Raw genomic sequence first — 15,141 nt, 5'->3', positions numbered from 1 at the left:
AAATCAGTCGTAATCCTCCCCCATTAGGCTTTGTAGAACAGATAGTTGCCATTCTTTTAAAGCCATCTCTAAGTCACTTGCTAATTCTGGGTAGGTTGAAATCAGGTTGTGTTTTTCCGATGGATCTGAAATTACATTAAATAGTTCCCTCAGAATTTCTCCATTTGGCTTGTCATGAAGTACCAATTTAAATTGATTGTCCAGGATTGCCCTCGGGCCTTTGAAATCTTGAGGCTGAATATCAGGGTGATGGAAATTTTTGAAATTTCGTGTGGCCACTCCATCCTGTAATTTTGCAAGTGGAGTAGTTCCTGCCTGAAGTTTTAGCTCAATGTATGGTTTTGGTGCAGTCTTTTTTTCATTTCTTGGCCCTCCATTCCAGAATTTTATTGACTCGGGACGAGCATCCATCTTTTCCTCAAAAAAAGGTAAAAGATTGATTCCATCAATTGGTCTTTCCGGCAATTTCTGACCCACCATTGCGCAAAGCGTTGGGAAAATATCCGATGACACCATATTTACATCTGTTACCATCGAATTGGGGATTTTGGCAGGCCATTCGAGCACACTTGCGACTCGGATACCTCCTTCATAGATGCTGCCTTTTTCTTCACGAAATGGCACCGTCGCATTCCCTTCTTGAGGAGTTCCGTTATCACCAAAATACCACAAGAGCGTATTTTTTTTTAATTTCTCACTTTTCAAAAAATCCCTGACCCATCCAATCGTGCGATCCATGGCCGTGATTTCCGCAAATCGCTCTCGCAATACATCTCGCTGGAGTCGATCCACAGGCATTCCGGTTTCATTGGAAGTCAATCGAACTGATTTATTTCCAAAATCCTCCGGCAATTTATCATATAAGGCCAAGTCTTGGGGTAGTCCGCTATAGGGTTCATGTGGCGAACCATACCAAATCACCACGAAAAATGGTTTGCCTGCTTCTTTGGCTTTTTGGATAAAGTCCAATGCTTCTTTGACAATAACTTCAGACCCTTCTCCCTTGAATTCTTCAGGTGATCCCCCGTTTCTAGATAGCACTGGATTCATTTCGAAAAAATTGTCATGGGAAAGCCACTCATCAAATCCCATCGCTCCGGGATTCGTGGGAGATTCGGCCTTGACAGGGCCAAGGTGCCACTTTCCAAAATGGGCAGTAACATAACCTGCATTTTTCATTAGTTGTGCAATGCTTATTTCCTCGGGACGGATGGAAAATCCAGGTGTAAAAGTGCCATATCGATTGGGGTGTCGTCCAGTGATAATGCTCCCTCGAGTTGGTGAACATATCGGAGAAGCCGCATAGAATCTGTTCATCTTGAGGCCTGTTGCGGCCATTTCATCAAGCACTGGAGTCTTTAAAAAAGGATGCCCATTGTATGCCGTTTCATCCCAACCGTGATCGTCACCTAAAAGCAAAATCACATTTGGGAGAGAAGACGGAGAATCGGCAGCAATGTACGTTTGACCAAACCCTGGTGATTCAAAAAGACCAAACACTAAAACTAATAAGCATCGGATGTAAAGTCGCATTTGCAGTTCAGGAAGTTTATCTTGAATAAAGCCAGTTTTATTCCCAATTCCAAAATTCATCTATAGACGAACTAATAGCGCTTAATCTTTTACAAGGTTTACTTGTATGGGTTTGATTATTAAGCATTCTAGTGTACTTTTTGACTTGAGTTCACTAGCTCAGAATATCATCTTTGTAATATCCGGTAAAATGAAAAGTAGGCGCAATTTTATTCAAAAAATTTCTGCTGGAATAGCTATTCCGAGTCTTTTGGGGATTCAGGCGACTTATGCTTCTGAGCCATTTGAAATCAATCATTCGCTGGAATCGGAAGATTTTTGGGAACAAATTCGAACCCAGTTTCCCTTAAGCACAGATCGGGTATATCTGAATAACGGCACATTTGGGCCTGCTCCTTTTCCTGTTCTTAAGGCTATGGAAAAAAGCAATCTTCACATCAATACCACCGGGGAATATGGGAATTCAGATCAAGAACGAAGCAACTTGGCAGAATTTTTTGGAATAAAAGCCACTGAATTTTCCATCACTCATAATACTACTGAGGGAATCAACATCATGGCTTGGGGCGTGCCATTACAAGCTGGAGATGAGGTGATTCTCACCACTCATGAACATGCAGGAAATGCCCTTCCCTGGCTCAATCGGGCCAAATTGGACGGAATCGTACTTCGCACTTTCGAGCCCAAAACTACCGGAGAAGAAAACTTGAATGAGATTCAAAAGTTAATTAACCCAAGAACAAAAGTCATTGCAATCCCTCATGTGACTTGTACCACAGGGTTGGTTTTCCCCATCAAAGAAATCTGTGAACTAGCTCGCAAAAATGGAATCCTGACAGCAATCGATGGAGCTCATGGCGCGGGTAGTTTCGACTTGAATTTATATGATTTGGGATGTGATTTTTATGCAGGTTGCTTTCACAAGTGGATGTGTGGCCCAAGCGGAACTGCCTTCCTTTTTGTCAGGGAAGATGCCTTGGAAAAGTTAAAGGCTGTGATGATCGGAGGACACTCGGATATCGGTTGGGATATGACCGTTAATCCACCCGAATTCAAGGGTTATGTTCCTTCCGCAAGAAGATTTGACTATGGTACGCAAAGCAAAACCTTGGCAGTTGGCATGCTCGCAGCAGCTGATTTTCACAGTGAAATCGGAAAAGGAAAAATCGAGTCAAGAGTGCGGGAGCTAAATCAATATCTTTTTGAGGGGCTTTCTGGGCTTGCTTCAAAACTTGAGATTCTTACACCGTTGGAGAAGGAGTCTCGAATCGCTATAATCTCATTCAGACCAAAAAACATGGATTTTAATGCCTGCGGAGCTGAACTGGGAAAAGCTGGTTTTCGGGTGCGATTAGTCCATGAGGGAAAAGTAAATGCAGTGCGTATATCCACTCACATTTATAATTCTAAAGCAGAATTGGATAATTTCCTTGGTGCCCTTGATCAAATTCTTGCTTAACGTTTTTTCTTATTCTCCGCACGAAATTTTGCTTCCTCAGCTCGAAATTGGGCAATCTGTGAAATAAGCTCTAAAGGCAATTCTCGGTCATAAGGAAATTGAATTGCGCCTTTGGAAGTAACATAAGGAGCTAATTCCTTTTTGAATTCCTCCACACCGGTATTAGTGGGGTAATAGCCCAAATGATTTTTTGCGGCAGCATAGTAAACCAAGACTTCCGAGGTCTTAAATGCCGGCATGTGATAGCTGATGACTTCCTTTGCGTCTGGTAAAGCTTCCATCAGGGTTTGTCGAATTTGCTTGAGTTTGGCTTGAATATCAGAAGAAAACCAAGAGAAGTACTCCTCAATGCTACTGGGTTTAGGGTTCATTGGAGCTTGGGTTCTATATTTGGAAATAAGATCTGAATTTATGGAAAAAGACATTACAATCGCTCAAGCTCAAGCCCAAGTCGATCAATGGATCAAGACCGTCGGCGTGAGATACTTCAACGAACTCACCAACATGACCATTTTGATGGAAGAAGTAGGCGAACTAGCTCGAATCATGTCCAGAACCTATGGCGAACAGTCTTTCAAAGAATCTGACAAAGGAAAAGACTTGGGAGATGAAATGGCGGATGTGCTTTGGGTATTGATCTGCCTTGCCAACCAAACCGGGGTGGATTTGACTGAAGCCATGAAGAAGAACTTCGAAAAGAAAAACATCCGGGATATCAATCGTCATCGGGATAATGAAAAACTAAAATAAATCAAGCAAATGAAGTTAGATGATAAATCCATCATCGTTACAGGAGCGACAAGTGGTATGGGAATGGCCATGGCGGAGGCTTTTGTACGTGAAGGAGCGAAAGTAATTCTAAGTGGAAGGGATCCCGAAAAAGGTCTTGCTCTTGAAAAAGAACTCAATTTGACGGGAAAAAAAGCTGTTTTTGTCGCAGGTGACATCTCCAAGCCCCAAGCCAATGAGCAATTGGTAGAGGAGGCAATCCGAAACTTTGGCAAACTGGATATTATCGTCACCAATGCGGGAAACTTGGGAATTGGTTCGGTGACTGATATTTCGCTGGATGAATGGGATTATACACTGTCGACGAATTTGAATTCTGTATTTTATCTGAGTCGCTTTGCGATTCCTGCAATGAAAAAAACTGGCAAAGGAGTGATTCTGGTTAACAGTTCCATTGCAGCATTTAAGTCTTTTCCTAATCACGCAGCATACTGCGCAAGCAAAGCCGCTTTGGTTGCACTTGTGAAGGAAATGGCATTGGATTATGGGCCAGAAATTCGAGTCAACTCCATCTGTCCCGGACCCGTCGATACGCCCATGATTTGGGATTCTGCTGAGGCATTTCAAAACCCAAGCACCATTGTCCAGCAAACTGCCAACAACACCCTAATGAAAAGACTTGGAAAACCTGAGGATATTGCTTCTTTGGCGTTGTTTCTGGTGTCAGATGAAGCATCCTGGATTACCGGATCGGCATTCACGATAGATGGAGGTATTTCAATTAGATAAATCCATTGAACCGATAAACAATTCAGAGTAGTTGAAAATGAAAAAAATGCCCAAAATTTCTCTCGGGCATCTGTTTCAGATCTTTGGGTGCCATGGCAACTTAACTATCTTTCAGCATGTGGTAGATCTCATCCTTCAGTCTAAGTCGGTTTATTCTCATTTGATTGGCGGTTTCGTCTGAGGCAGGTTCTGCGTCTGACTCAATTTTGTAGATTTCATGATCTACTTCATCATATTCATCGAAAAGTTTTTTGAAGTGAACATTTTCTACTTTTAGTGAATGGATTTTCTCTGCAAATTCTGGGAATTCTTCAGTTAAGGGATGCTTTCTAAACATGATTATGATGGGTTTTATCTAGCTACAAGGTCAGCTCTTGCCAATGAATAAATTATGACATCCGTCAGTTTAGTTTAGGATTAAAGTCTTTAAAGAAAATTCCGTATTAAACCAAATAATAGCTTTGGGGCTAAATCAGTAAAGGGTACTTGACTCGTACATTTGAATATGTCTAAAAACACTACGTACTCAATTTTACTTTTTTTCATTTTCCTTAAGGTTTTCAACCCAGCACTTGCTCAACAGGATTCCAGCGGGATACAAGAGAGAGCAATATTTATACTTCCCTTAGTTTATTATACCCCTGAGACTCGTTGGGTATTTGGTGTGGGTGGAGCCACAAATTTTAGTTTGGGAGATTCTGTAGATACCTACGAAAGTCAAGCGGTTTTTGGCGTCGCCTATTCCTTGAGAAAGCAATTCCTAAGCTATGCCAACTGGAGAATCTTTACAGATCAAAACAAAAACCTTTTCTCTGGCGAGGTGGGCTGGTTCGATTACGTTTACTTTTTCTATGGAATTGGAAATGATGTCAGGGAATCGGATTTGGAAACCTATTCTGCCAAATTCCCTAGACTTCGGTTTGACTACGCAAAGCAAATAGCTCCATCGAGCTACTTGGGCGTAAAAACCGTACTCGATCAATTTAGCTTTTCCAGCTTTGATCCTGCGGGAAAACTTGCAACTGAAGAATTCATCGGTAAAGAAGGCGGATGGAATGTTGGTTTGGGCCCTTCCTTTATTGTTGACTCAAGAGACAACCCGATCTATCCAGGTTCTGGCTGGTTTTCTGAGACATATCTCCTTCGATTTGGAAAGCCATTGGGAGGAGATTATCCTTATTGGGAGATCGGTGGAGATCTTAGAAATTATAGATCGCTTTCGCAAAGCGTGGTTTGGGCAAACCAAATTGCCACAAAAATTACAACCGGAGAAACACCATTTTTTGCCTTGCCTCTATTGGGAGGAAATCGCTCGCTTAGAGGACTTTTTGAAGGAAAATACCGGAATAGCAATGTGGCATTTTTCCAGTCCGAAATCCGGAAAACCATTGGTAACCGCTGGGGTTTGGTTGGTTTTGCTGGCGTCGGAAATGTATTTTCCGATCTTAATTCCATAATTGATGGGACTAAAATAGCCTATGGAGCGGGTGGAAGATTTCGGCTTTCAAAAGCCAAAAAGCTTAATCTCCGATTGGATTTGGCTCATTCACCAAATGAGGGTATGCAGTTTTATTTCACGTTTGGGGAAGCATTTTAGAAAGTCAGAAAGCTGAAGTGAGAAAGCTGAAAAAAGAAGTAGGCAGTCACAGTTGGCAGTTTTGTCAGGCTGAGTCTGAATAACCTTGGATTAACAAAATGGAGATGACATATCGAATGATTATTTGGTTTTTCAACAATTTACCAAATAATACATACTCTGTCATTGGTAGCGGAGTCGAAGCCTTACAGATAAAAGTCAGAAAGCTGAAGTGAGAAAGCTGAAGTGAGAAAGCTGAAAATAAGTAGGCAGTCGCAGTTGGCAATTTTGTCAGGCTGACACTTCGATTCCGCTATCGATGACAGATTGTATTTAATTTTATGAAATCAAGCATGACCCAAAGCGACACACAGAGGGATGATTATAAACCATGCGAGATTCCATGTGGCCATAAAGAAAAAATTATAAACACATGAAAGATAATAATATAGAATTTAATTCTGATTTGGAGTCTGTAAATCATTAGACATTAATCATTTAATTATGGTTCTGGATTCAGGTTAGGCTATTTTTTTTCTTCGTTCTTTTGGCTTGACCCAAAAGAACCAAAAGGTCAAGATTTGCCAAAGCTCCCACCCTGCCTGCCGGCAGGCAGGCGCACTAGGCCGAACGCTGGCTCGCTGGCAAATCCTCCCACCGCGCCCTTCCGATCAATGTTTTGTCTACCCAAATAAAATTCAAACCTCCACTCGGATTTTATAGGCTTTTATCTTAAAAAACCTTGTCATTGCCTTTTTGTATGTTCATAGAATATTTAAGACTCAGTGTGACAGTCTTCGAAGCCTTTTAGATAAAAAGTAAGAAAACTGAAGTGAGAAAGTTAGAACAAAGAGACTACTAAACTTTCACCAAAAACCCTCTCTCATCCAACCTCACCACAATTTCATACAAATCCAGTGTCAGACAAAAGTCAATATCCCGCTCAATTCCGTGATTTTGTAGCCGCTTAGCATGAGAAGCTTGGGATAAATAACGTTTCAAGTTGTGGCCTTCTTTTAAATAAAGAGATTTCATTGCCAAAGCTCCATCCTCATTTGCCTCATGTGTGGATTCCAAGGACTGGACTAAAGCTCCTGCGTAAAGCGAATCTTCCAAGTTGAAATGTCCTTTCCAGCCAGCACAGTGAATGAGGACGTCTTTGTCCTGAGCTTGGATGTAGGAAACTGTGGCTTGTAAATTTGGAAATGCTCCGATCAAGATTTCAGCTGCTCTTTTGGACTTTTCTATCGCCTGAGTTCCATTTGTTGTCGTCATAGCGAGTTTACGGCCTGAATACTCGCCAGAGAGGTAAGCGACAGGAGAATTCCCCATTTCAAAACCAGGTGCTGTCAGCCCATTCCGTTCGCCTCCTATCAGGTATCCTTCTTCTTTCATCAGTCGACAAGCTTCCAAATCTGCGAACGGAAGGATTTCTTCCACTCCATTTGCAAGCGCAGCAACCATTGTGGAAGTGGCGCGAAAAATATCGACCACGACCACGATTTTGCCTTCAAGATCGAATAGATGAATTAACTCTGGACTGAAGCAAACTTTAACTTTTCTCATGCTTAAGCTTTCAGGAGCGGAAGTTTTTCAACTTGTGCTTTCAGGTTTTTATTCCTGACTTGGATAAAAATCTCAGTTCCAGGCTTGCTAAATTCTGTTTTCACATAACCCATTCCGATTCCCACGCCCATACTTGGAGACTGAGTTCCGGAGGTTACTTCGCCGATTACTTCACCTGAAGAATCCACGATTGGATAATGACCTCTTGGAATTCCTCTTTCCTGCATGATAAATCCAACCAATTTGCGAGAGACACCTTCTTCTTTCTGCTTTTTGATTGCTTCAGAATTGGTAAAGTCCTTGGTGAATTTGGTGATCCAACCGAGTCCAGCTTCGATCGGTGAAGTGGTATCGGTGATGTCGTTTCCGTAAAGGCAATAGCCCATTTCCATTCTTAAGGTATCTCGCACACCCAAACCAATCGGCTTGATGTCGAAATCTTTTCCTGCTTCAAATATGGCCTTCCACACATGCTCGGCATCTTCATTTTTCACATAAATCTCAAATCCTCCAGCTCCGGTGTAGCCCGTTCCGGAAATGATCACGTCCTTAACCCCTGCAAATTCACCTACCGTAAAATGGTAAAACTTTACCTCTGATAGATTAACTGGAGTCAAAGACTGAACGGCTTCGATGGCCTTTGGGCCTTGCACCGCAAAAAGTGAATGATCATCTGAGATATTGGTCAGCTTCGCTCCCATTGTATTGAACTTGTTGACCCAAGCCCAATCCTTGTCAATATTGGAAGCATTGACCACCAACATGTATTTTTCTTCTTCGAGCTTGTAGACGATCAGGTCATCCACGATTCCGCCGGTTTCATTTGGAAAGCAGGAATATTGTGCCTGTCCAATCACCAACTTGGAAGCGTCATTAGAAGTAACTTTTTGGATCAAATTAAGTGCTTCAGGTCCTTCCACTAGGAATTCACCCATGTGAGACACATCAAAAACCCCTACTCCATTTCGCACGCAAAGGTGTTCTTCATTGTCGGAACTGTAGCGCACGGGCATATTGAAACCGGCAAAAGGCACCATTTTGCCACCAAGGGCAATGTGCAGGTCATTGAGGGGGACGTATTTAATTTGCTCTTCCATATTTGGGTGTTTTTTATCGTGGGCAAAGGTAAGGATTGACAGGAATTTAGGTAAAGGGAATTTTTGTTTCTTTGATTGATGAAGAAAAGGATTTGATTACCCGATTCTTTGCCAGTACAACATAATGGCCTCGACTTCGCTCGGCCACCGGATTTGAAGTTTATGAAGGGGGGGAAAGAATATGCGGCGCAGCCGCATATTCCTTCCCCCCCTAAAAACAAAACTAACGGACACCGAGCGGAGTCGAGGTGAAATTCAATTCTTGCGAAATTTTAGAGTGTCATTTAAAGAAAAAAAAAAGGCAGCTCTGTGGCTACCTTCATTAGTACTTTGAACAGTTTATTTTAAACGGAGAAGCTTTCCCCGCATCCACAGGTTCGGCTTGCATTTGGATTTACAAACTGAAATCCTTTGCCATTTAATCCGTCTGAGAATTCGAGAACTGTACCTGCGAGGTAAAGTAGACTTTTTCTGTCGACAAGGATTTTCACACCTTTATCTTCAAAAACATGGTCAGAATCCACCACAGTGGCATCAAAACCAAGGTCGTACATCAAACCGGAGCAACCTCCACCTTTGACAGAAACTCGTATATTTTCATTCTCAGTTCGGCCTTCCTCTTTTCGAAGTTCGAGAATTCTCTCTTTGGCTTTGTCAGAAACGATGATCATATCTTTATACTTTTACTTTTGATAATGCTTTGGAATGTATCGTAAACACATCCACTAAAAAAAAGATTCGCAACAAAGATACAAAATAGATGATGAGGAAAATTGAACATATCGGAATAGCTGTCGCAGATTTAGAAAAATCGAATAAGCTCTTTACTCGACTTTTGGGAAAAGAGAATTACAAGACGGAATCTGTGGAAGGTGAAGGGGTAGAAACCAGTTTTTTCCAGGTGGGCGAGACCAAGGTTGAATTGCTTCAAGCGAGCCGGCCAGACAGTCCGATTGCAAAGTATTTGGAGAAAAAATCAGAGGGGGTGCATCATATCGCATTTGATGTGGAAGATATCCATGCAGAAGTCAAAAGATTGAAAGAAGCTGGTTTTGAAATCCTGAATGAAACCCCGAAACAAGGCGCTGACAATAAAATTGTGGTATTTTTGCACCCTCGCAGCACGAATGGTGTGTTGGTGGAGTTATGCCAGAGTCAGTAAGCAATTGCCAGTCGCAGTATTCAGTTGGCAAATCGAAAGTCAGAAAGCTGAAGTCAAAAAGTTTACCTGCCGGAGGTAGGCTGAAAAAAGTAGGCAGTCGCAGTTGGCAGAAAGTCTGAAAGCTGAAGTCAGAAGTCTTAATGAGCGGTAGTGATCAGTTAGCAGTGTTCAGTCACAGTCTTTCCAGATCGGCTAAAGGAAGAGTACTAAATCTGCGAAAATCCGTGTCTTTTTCTGCGTTAAACTTGCCTGACGGCAGTCAGGTCTGCGGGAAATAATAAAAATGCCTCGTAAATCGTAAATCAAAATTCGTAAATCTAATAATGTCAGAAAAAAGAACAGAAATCAGTGAATTGGGTGAGTTTGGCCTGATTGATCATTTGAATTCAACAGTAATAATCAAAAATCCAGGAACTCTCAAAGGAATCGGAGACGATGCAGCAGTAATCGAAGCTGGAGATCATGTGAAAGTGGTGACAACTGATCTGCTGCTTGAAGGAGTTCATTTCGACCTTTCTTATGCTCCGTTGACGCATGTTGGTTTCAAGGCTGTGGCAGTCAATATCTCCGATGTGGCTGCAATGAATGCTATTCCGAAGCAAATCACCGTAAGTATCGCGCTGTCCAATCGCTTCTCAGTGGAAGCTGTAGATGCCTTATATGAAGGAATCAATGCCGCTTGTGAGCATTATGGAGTGGATTTGGTTGGTGGAGACACAACGGCTTCAAGGGGCGGTTTAGTAATCTCGGTCACTGCAATCGGCGAAGCTCAGAAAGAGCAGATCACCTACAGAACAGGAGCCAAAGTAAATGATATTCTTTGCGTCACCGGTGATTTGGGTTCGGCTTTAGTTGGATTGCAAATCCTGGAGCGAGAGAAGCAAGTGTACCTTGCAAATCCGGAAATGAAGCCCGATTTGGAGAAATACACAGTAGTCACTGGTCGTCAACTTAGACCGGATGCCCGAATGGACATCATCCATGAAATGCGGGAATTGGAAATAGTACCCACTAGCATGATGGACATTTCGGATGGATTGGCTTCAGAGATTTTTCATATCTGCAAAGGATCAGGAGTTGGGGCGACGATTTATGAAGACAAACTTCCGATCGACAAGCAGACTTTTGACACAGCAGTGGAACTGAATTTAGATCCGATTACATGCGTACTGAATGGTGGAGAGGACTATGAATTGCTATTCACGATTGATCAAAAAGATTTTGAGAAGCTAGAAAAGCACTCTGACATTCACTTTATCGGTCACATAACTAAAGCAGAAGAAGGAAAATACCTCGTGACCAAAAGTGGGACAGCGGTTCAGTTGAAAGCCCAAGGCTGGAAGCATTTCTAGATGCAAGATATTAGACTTAAGATATTAGATTCAAGAAACAAGAAGTAAGATTGGCTGGAAGTAAAATTCCGTTCAATAAATAGGAATGTGGCTTTAGCCCATTCCTAAAATTTTATAATTTCAATCAGGCTTTAGCCAAATTCTAACTTGCAAAAATTCGATTTGTCATGAAAAACACACTTGAACACAAAAACTTCATTGGATCTGTGTCATTCTCATCCGAAGATGAAGTTTTCCATGGGAAAATCGAAGGAATTGATGACTTAGTGACTTTTGAAGGAGGCACGGTGGCAGATTTAAAATCAGCTTTCGAAGAAGCTGTGGAAGATTATATCGAAACCTGCATCGAAATCGGAAAGAAGCCCGAAAAGTCTTACAAAGGCTCATTCAATGTTCGGATCAAACCTGAGCTTCATAAAAAAGCGGCTAGAAAAGCACTGAAACAAGGTTATTCACTAAATCAATATTTGGAGAAAGCCTTGGAAGAATTTATGGTAAATGAACCTGAATGATTTTTTTATAAGAATAATATTGATTCATGGGAGTCTGTTTCTTATTAAGTAGTCCAATGGTCTAATGCTATCGGTCCGATCGTAGAGGTAATTCCATTGGTACATGTAGTAATCGGCTGGCATAAATTCATCTTTACGATCTTTCAATTTAGCGGTCAGTAGTTTTTCCATTGACGTCTGAAGCGCCTCAAATTCTTTTTTTTCAATCAGATTATTAAGTTGATAGGGATCAAGCTCATTATCATATAGGAGCCAAGGACCCATGAGGTCTCTGACATAGGTGTATCTTTTAGTTCTGATTCCCCGATATTCTCTTCCTCCGTTAGAAAATTGCCATTCGTGAAAAGGAACAGGAAGCAGGATTAGAGAAGCCTCATTTTCAATATCTTTTCCTTGGATTAAGTCTTTCGAAAAATCTTCCCCCTCCACTTGGCTGGGGATTTTTATCCCACTCAATCCCAAAAAAGTAGGGAGTAAATCCGGTGTACCTATTGGGTTTTGGATAATTCGGGACTGCTTTCCCAATCCAGCTGGGTAGCGCATCAGCATAGGAACCAGAATTGACTCATCCCATGGTCTTTGCTTTTTTAATACGCCCTTTGACATCAACATATCTCCATGCTCAGATGTGAAAACTAGTATTGTGTTTTCCTTGAGCCCCAAGTCCTCTAAAGCCTGGAGCAGTTTACCAAAGGCATGATCGATGGCTGAGGCATGGGCATAATAACCAGCCAAAACATTTCTGGCACTATCCTGAAATTCAATTGGCACATTCGGTCTTAAGACTAGGCTCTCGGCATCGTAAAGCGCCTTAAACTCCGCGGGAGCAGAAAAATAAGGGTCATGTGGCGGCCCATAAGACAGAATCAATGCGAATGGTTTCTCTTTGTTTTTTGCCATGAAACTAATCGCACTGTCAGTTTGAGGGAATACATCATAACCAGGCCATACCTGGCGCTGATCATTTTCATCAAAGTAAAAGCTGTTGTTGTAGTCGTGACTCACCTCTCTCACTTTCCAATAATCAAATCCCTGCCTCCGATCTACCGGAATTGGTTTTCCTCTTCCACTAAATGGATCCTCACCGCGCTGATGTCCATTCAGATGCCATTTTCCGATATATCCTGTTTGGTAGCCTTCACTTTTATAGATCTCCCCCAAGGTTAAAGCTTCATTGGGAAGCGGCTTGTCATTATAAAAAATCCCGTGAGTCAAAGGGTATTGGCCAGTAAGGAAACTAGCCCTCCAAGGAGCGCAAACCGGTAAAGTGGCGACTGTATGTTCAAAAATCAAACTCTCTTGAGCAAACTTATCCAGATTGGGAGTTTTGATTTGGGAATTACCAGCATAGCCCATTTCCTGTGCTCTCCACTGATCGGCAAGGATAAAAACTAGGTTGGGCTTGGCCAATTGAGGCTGATCAGGTCCATTTTGAAAATCTGAGGAATCTGTTTTTCCTCCAAAAAATAAAAAGGCGAGAACATATAGGTAAGTACTGAACATGGCGGTCTTTTCTTTGAAATTAGAGCGGAAGCCTTGCCCAACTATCCTGCACTATCTCAAGTCTAAACTCTGTTTTTCGAATCCATAACAATCGTCACCGGCCCGTCATTGACCAAACTCACTTTCATATCTGCACCAAATTCTCCTGTACCGATCGGCCTGCCTAATTCGGATTGCAGTGCCTGAATCATCTTCTCATACATCGGAATGGCAAAATCAGGTTTAGCAGCTTTGATATAGGAAGGACGATTTCCCTTTTTTGTCCTTGCATGAAGTGTGAATTGAGAAATCAGCAGAATCTCCCCTCCTACTTCCGATACGCTGCGATTCATCACTCCATTTTCGTCAGGAAAAATCCTGAGATTGATGATCTTCTTGCACAGCCATTCGATGTCTTCTTGATTATCGGCTTCCTCGATTCCCAATAAAATCATTAAACCCAAACCGATTTGGGCTTTAATTTTGCTATCGATTTTGACTGATGATTCGGAAACACGCTGGATGACGACAATCATTTGCTTAAGTCTTGCATTTGCCCCGAAAGGACAATCTCCACAGCTTCTGAACTTGATGCCAAAGCTTTTTTCACCATAGCTTTAGCCACTTGGTAATCATAGATGGGACGGATGTTTTTTGCAACTTTCAGCCAAACCAAAGGCTTCATCAAAACGGAAGCCACTAACTCACCCATTCGGAATTCGCTTCTATTTCCAAGCAAAAGCGAAGGTCGGAACAAGCCCAAGTACCCGAATTGGATGGATTTGAGATCATTTTCCGTTTCTCCTTTTACTTTATTATAAAAAACCGAAGAAGTCGAATCTGCACCTAAAGCAGAAACATACAAGAATTTTGAGGCTCCTATCTTTTTTGCCCAATGGGCAAAGCCGATTACCAAATCGTGATCAATTGCGTAAAACTTTTCCTTCGAACCGGCAACTTTTATGGTCGTACCCAAACTTGAGTATGCGTGGATTTCAGCTGATTTTTCCGAAATGGCGTCAAGCAAAATATTGTATTCCCCTCCTAATGATTGGGCTTTTACCAATTCTTCCCATTGCCAGGCATTAATTTTAGAAAGGTCTCCATCGATCTGAATCAACTTCCCGTGCTTGAGCGAAAGTTTCCTTCTCCCCACACTCAATACATAATCATAGGATTGGCCTTGCAAAAGCTGGTGAAGTAGCTGCATGCCGACAAGTCCTGAAGTACCAGAAATTAACGCGATGTTCATATGATCAAAGTTGATTGAATTAAAGGTAATAGCTCTGATTCCAACTCTTGGTTTTTATTTCTGGCGTACCAAAGGTGCAAACTTTCCGAAAACTCCTTAAAGGTTAATCCTTGGGAATCTTTCTTATAATTCATTACCAACTCATGTGCTGAACTTGGTCTTGGCCCCCATGTAAACAGTTCACAAGTAAGATCCGCTGTCATGCCAATCACTTTTGGAATAGATCGCGAACCTGAAGTGAGGTATTCATCCATAACCTCGGGATGCTCATCGCGAAGGATAAACCGAATCTGTATCAATGGATTGATTGTTGCGAGTTTGACAAAATATGGGATATTCTGTGCCGCATCACCACACCAAGCCTCTGTTAATACCAACCAGATTTGAGGCTCTTGAATAGCTTGAATGGTTGCTACCACTTCATCTGAAACTTTGGCTCTTTTGTCCCAGCGGTTCATTCGCTGCACGTTCATCCGGGTATATTCCAAATAAAACTCAGTATGTGTTTGGCCGGTGGTTTTATTTTCCAAAAGTAAGCTATCGATCAGTTCTCGATAGGTTTGATAAGTCATAGCATGTCTAATCAAATCCTTAGAGATGGATCCTATACTTTGCTCCATAATATCTTAATT

17 protein-coding genes are annotated in these 15,141 nt (G+C 41.9%); 7 read left to right on the top strand and 10 right to left on the bottom strand.

Annotation, left to right across the window (positions count from 1 at the left end):
* Window positions 1-3: 3 nt before the first annotated feature.
* Window positions 4-1,593: a sulfatase gene (locus tag ACK4HU_RS07270; RefSeq protein WP_409804875.1), complete on the bottom strand. Its 1,590-nt coding sequence runs from the start codon at window positions 1,591-1,593 to the stop codon at window positions 4-6.
* Between the two features lie 130 nt (window positions 1,594-1,723).
* Between ACK4HU_RS07270 and ACK4HU_RS07265 the strand changes: the two genes are divergently transcribed.
* Entirely contained in the window at window positions 1,724-2,992 is a 1,269-nt protein-coding gene (locus ACK4HU_RS07265; RefSeq protein WP_409804873.1) for an aminotransferase class V-fold PLP-dependent enzyme, read from the top strand.
* On the opposite strand, the gene ACK4HU_RS07260 is transcribed toward ACK4HU_RS07265, so the two are convergent.
* The gene (locus tag ACK4HU_RS07260; protein WP_409804870.1) at window positions 2,989-3,363 is read right to left on the bottom strand and encodes an iron chaperone; all 375 of its coding nucleotides are present in this window, start codon (window positions 3,361-3,363) and stop codon (window positions 2,989-2,991) included. The genes ACK4HU_RS07265 and ACK4HU_RS07260 overlap by 4 nt on opposite strands.
* Window positions 3,364-3,403: 40 nt before the next feature.
* On the opposite strand from ACK4HU_RS07260, the gene ACK4HU_RS07255 reads away from it, so the two are divergent.
* Both ACK4HU_RS07255 and ACK4HU_RS07250 read left to right on the top strand, forming a co-directional pair.
* Window positions 3,404-3,742 (top strand): nucleotide pyrophosphohydrolase, encoded by a 339-nt coding sequence (locus ACK4HU_RS07255; RefSeq protein WP_409804868.1) that lies wholly within the window; start codon window positions 3,404-3,406, stop codon window positions 3,740-3,742.
* Between the two features lie 9 nt (window positions 3,743-3,751).
* A complete protein-coding gene (locus ACK4HU_RS07250) occupies window positions 3,752-4,510 on the top strand; it encodes an SDR family NAD(P)-dependent oxidoreductase (RefSeq protein WP_409804865.1) in 759 nt (252 codons plus the stop codon).
* A gap of 100 nt (window positions 4,511-4,610) precedes the next feature.
* Here the strand turns inward: ACK4HU_RS07250 and ACK4HU_RS07245 are convergent, their stop codons facing one another.
* A complete protein-coding gene (locus ACK4HU_RS07245; protein ID WP_409804863.1) occupies window positions 4,611-4,847 on the bottom strand; it encodes a YdcH family protein in 237 nt (78 codons plus the stop codon).
* 168 nt (window positions 4,848-5,015) lie between these two features.
* Between ACK4HU_RS07245 and ACK4HU_RS07240 the strand changes: the two genes are divergently transcribed.
* The gene (locus ACK4HU_RS07240) at window positions 5,016-6,107 is read left to right on the top strand and encodes a BamA/TamA family outer membrane protein (protein ID WP_409804860.1); all 1,092 of its coding nucleotides are present in this window, start codon (window positions 5,016-5,018) and stop codon (window positions 6,105-6,107) included.
* Between the two features lie 837 nt (window positions 6,108-6,944).
* Here ACK4HU_RS07240 and ACK4HU_RS07235 read toward each other — a convergent pair.
* The 3 genes from ACK4HU_RS07235 to ACK4HU_RS07225 form a co-directional block, all read right to left on the bottom strand.
* Window positions 6,945-7,652 (bottom strand): 2-phosphosulfolactate phosphatase, encoded by a 708-nt coding sequence (locus ACK4HU_RS07235; RefSeq protein WP_409804858.1) that lies wholly within the window; start codon window positions 7,650-7,652, stop codon window positions 6,945-6,947.
* Between the two features lie 2 nt (window positions 7,653-7,654).
* Window positions 7,655-8,749: a glycine cleavage system aminomethyltransferase GcvT gene (gene gcvT, locus ACK4HU_RS07230; protein WP_409804856.1), complete on the bottom strand. Its 1,095-nt coding sequence runs from the start codon at window positions 8,747-8,749 to the stop codon at window positions 7,655-7,657.
* A gap of 344 nt (window positions 8,750-9,093) precedes the next feature.
* Window positions 9,094-9,420 (bottom strand): HesB/IscA family protein, encoded by a 327-nt coding sequence (locus ACK4HU_RS07225; RefSeq protein WP_092734041.1) that lies wholly within the window; start codon window positions 9,418-9,420, stop codon window positions 9,094-9,096.
* Window positions 9,421-9,512: 92 nt separating this feature from the next.
* On the opposite strand from ACK4HU_RS07225, the gene mce reads away from it, so the two are divergent.
* The 3 genes from mce (at window position 9,513) to ACK4HU_RS07210 (ending at window position 11,775) form a co-directional block, all read left to right on the top strand.
* The gene (gene mce, locus ACK4HU_RS07220) at window positions 9,513-9,911 is read left to right on the top strand and encodes a methylmalonyl-CoA epimerase (protein ID WP_409805054.1); all 399 of its coding nucleotides are present in this window, start codon (window positions 9,513-9,515) and stop codon (window positions 9,909-9,911) included.
* 323 nt (window positions 9,912-10,234) lie between these two features.
* A complete protein-coding gene (thiL, locus tag ACK4HU_RS07215) occupies window positions 10,235-11,263 on the top strand; it encodes a thiamine-phosphate kinase (protein ID WP_409804854.1) in 1,029 nt (342 codons plus the stop codon).
* A 167-nt stretch (window positions 11,264-11,430) separates the two neighbouring features.
* A complete protein-coding gene (locus ACK4HU_RS07210) occupies window positions 11,431-11,775 on the top strand; it encodes a type II toxin-antitoxin system HicB family antitoxin (protein ID WP_409804851.1) in 345 nt (114 codons plus the stop codon).
* A gap of 24 nt (window positions 11,776-11,799) precedes the next feature.
* On the opposite strand, the gene ACK4HU_RS07205 is transcribed toward ACK4HU_RS07210, so the two are convergent.
* The 4 genes from ACK4HU_RS07205 to ACK4HU_RS07190 all read right to left on the bottom strand — a co-directional run bounded on the left by ACK4HU_RS07205 (window position 11,800) and on the right by ACK4HU_RS07190 (window position 15,129).
* Window positions 11,800-13,278 carry a sulfatase gene (locus ACK4HU_RS07205; RefSeq protein ID WP_409804849.1) on the bottom strand — a complete coding sequence of 493 codons (1,479 nt, stop codon included), beginning with the start codon at window positions 13,276-13,278 and terminating at the stop codon, window positions 11,800-11,802.
* A 62-nt stretch (window positions 13,279-13,340) separates the two neighbouring features.
* Window positions 13,341-13,793, bottom strand: a complete 453-nt coding sequence (gene dtd, locus ACK4HU_RS07200) for a D-aminoacyl-tRNA deacylase (protein WP_409804846.1) — start codon at window positions 13,791-13,793, stop codon at window positions 13,341-13,343.
* Complete coding sequence (locus ACK4HU_RS07195; RefSeq protein WP_409804844.1) at window positions 13,790-14,509, bottom strand: oxidoreductase; 720 nt, start codon at window positions 14,507-14,509, stop codon at window positions 13,790-13,792. The genes dtd and ACK4HU_RS07195 overlap by 4 nt, the downstream gene beginning before the upstream one ends.
* A complete protein-coding gene (locus tag ACK4HU_RS07190) occupies window positions 14,506-15,129 on the bottom strand; it encodes a thioredoxin family protein (RefSeq protein ID WP_409804842.1) in 624 nt (207 codons plus the stop codon). The genes ACK4HU_RS07195 and ACK4HU_RS07190 overlap by 4 nt, the downstream gene beginning before the upstream one ends.
* Between the last annotated feature and the right edge of the window lie 12 nt (window positions 15,130-15,141).

The sequence above is a fragment of the Algoriphagus sp. genome, from assembly GCF_046296635.1.
Taxonomy (GTDB): domain Bacteria; phylum Bacteroidota; class Bacteroidia; order Cytophagales; family Cyclobacteriaceae; genus Algoriphagus.
Note: the sequence above shows the minus strand (reverse complement) of the source record. Positions and strands in the feature narration are given on the sequence as shown.

What these genes read in the sequence shown, in the direction of transcription:
- ACK4HU_RS07270 (WP_409804875.1), bottom strand. Translation starts at nt 1,593, where the DNA reads ATGAATTTTGGAATTGGGAATAAAACTGGCTTTATTCAAGATAAACTT.
- ACK4HU_RS07265 (WP_409804873.1), top strand. Translation starts at nt 1,724, where the DNA reads ATGAAAAGTAGGCGCAATTTTATTCAAAAAATTTCTGCTGGAATAGCT.
- ACK4HU_RS07260 (WP_409804870.1), bottom strand. Translation starts at nt 3,363, where the DNA reads ATGAACCCTAAACCCAGTAGCATTGAGGAGTACTTCTCTTGGTTTTCT.
- ACK4HU_RS07255 (WP_409804868.1), top strand. Translation starts at nt 3,404, where the DNA reads ATGGAAAAAGACATTACAATCGCTCAAGCTCAAGCCCAAGTCGATCAA.
- ACK4HU_RS07250 (WP_409804865.1), top strand. Translation starts at nt 3,752, where the DNA reads ATGAAGTTAGATGATAAATCCATCATCGTTACAGGAGCGACAAGTGGT.
- ACK4HU_RS07245 (WP_409804863.1), bottom strand. Translation starts at nt 4,847, where the DNA reads ATGTTTAGAAAGCATCCCTTAACTGAAGAATTCCCAGAATTTGCAGAG.
- ACK4HU_RS07240 (WP_409804860.1), top strand. Translation starts at nt 5,016, where the DNA reads ATGTCTAAAAACACTACGTACTCAATTTTACTTTTTTTCATTTTCCTT.
- ACK4HU_RS07235 (WP_409804858.1), bottom strand. Translation starts at nt 7,652, where the DNA reads ATGAGAAAAGTTAAAGTTTGCTTCAGTCCAGAGTTAATTCATCTATTC.
- gcvT (WP_409804856.1), bottom strand. Translation starts at nt 8,749, where the DNA reads ATGGAAGAGCAAATTAAATACGTCCCCCTCAATGACCTGCACATTGCC.
- ACK4HU_RS07225 (WP_092734041.1), bottom strand. Translation starts at nt 9,420, where the DNA reads ATGATCATCGTTTCTGACAAAGCCAAAGAGAGAATTCTCGAACTTCGA.
- mce (WP_409805054.1), top strand. Translation starts at nt 9,513, where the DNA reads ATGAGGAAAATTGAACATATCGGAATAGCTGTCGCAGATTTAGAAAAA.
- thiL (WP_409804854.1), top strand. Translation starts at nt 10,235, where the DNA reads ATGTCAGAAAAAAGAACAGAAATCAGTGAATTGGGTGAGTTTGGCCTG.
- ACK4HU_RS07210 (WP_409804851.1), top strand. Translation starts at nt 11,431, where the DNA reads ATGAAAAACACACTTGAACACAAAAACTTCATTGGATCTGTGTCATTC.
- ACK4HU_RS07205 (WP_409804849.1), bottom strand. Translation starts at nt 13,278, where the DNA reads ATGTTCAGTACTTACCTATATGTTCTCGCCTTTTTATTTTTTGGAGGA.
- dtd (WP_409804846.1), bottom strand. Translation starts at nt 13,793, where the DNA reads ATGATTGTCGTCATCCAGCGTGTTTCCGAATCATCAGTCAAAATCGAT.
- ACK4HU_RS07195 (WP_409804844.1), bottom strand. Translation starts at nt 14,509, where the DNA reads ATGAACATCGCGTTAATTTCTGGTACTTCAGGACTTGTCGGCATGCAG.
- ACK4HU_RS07190 (WP_409804842.1), bottom strand. Translation starts at nt 15,129, where the DNA reads ATGGAGCAAAGTATAGGATCCATCTCTAAGGATTTGATTAGACATGCT.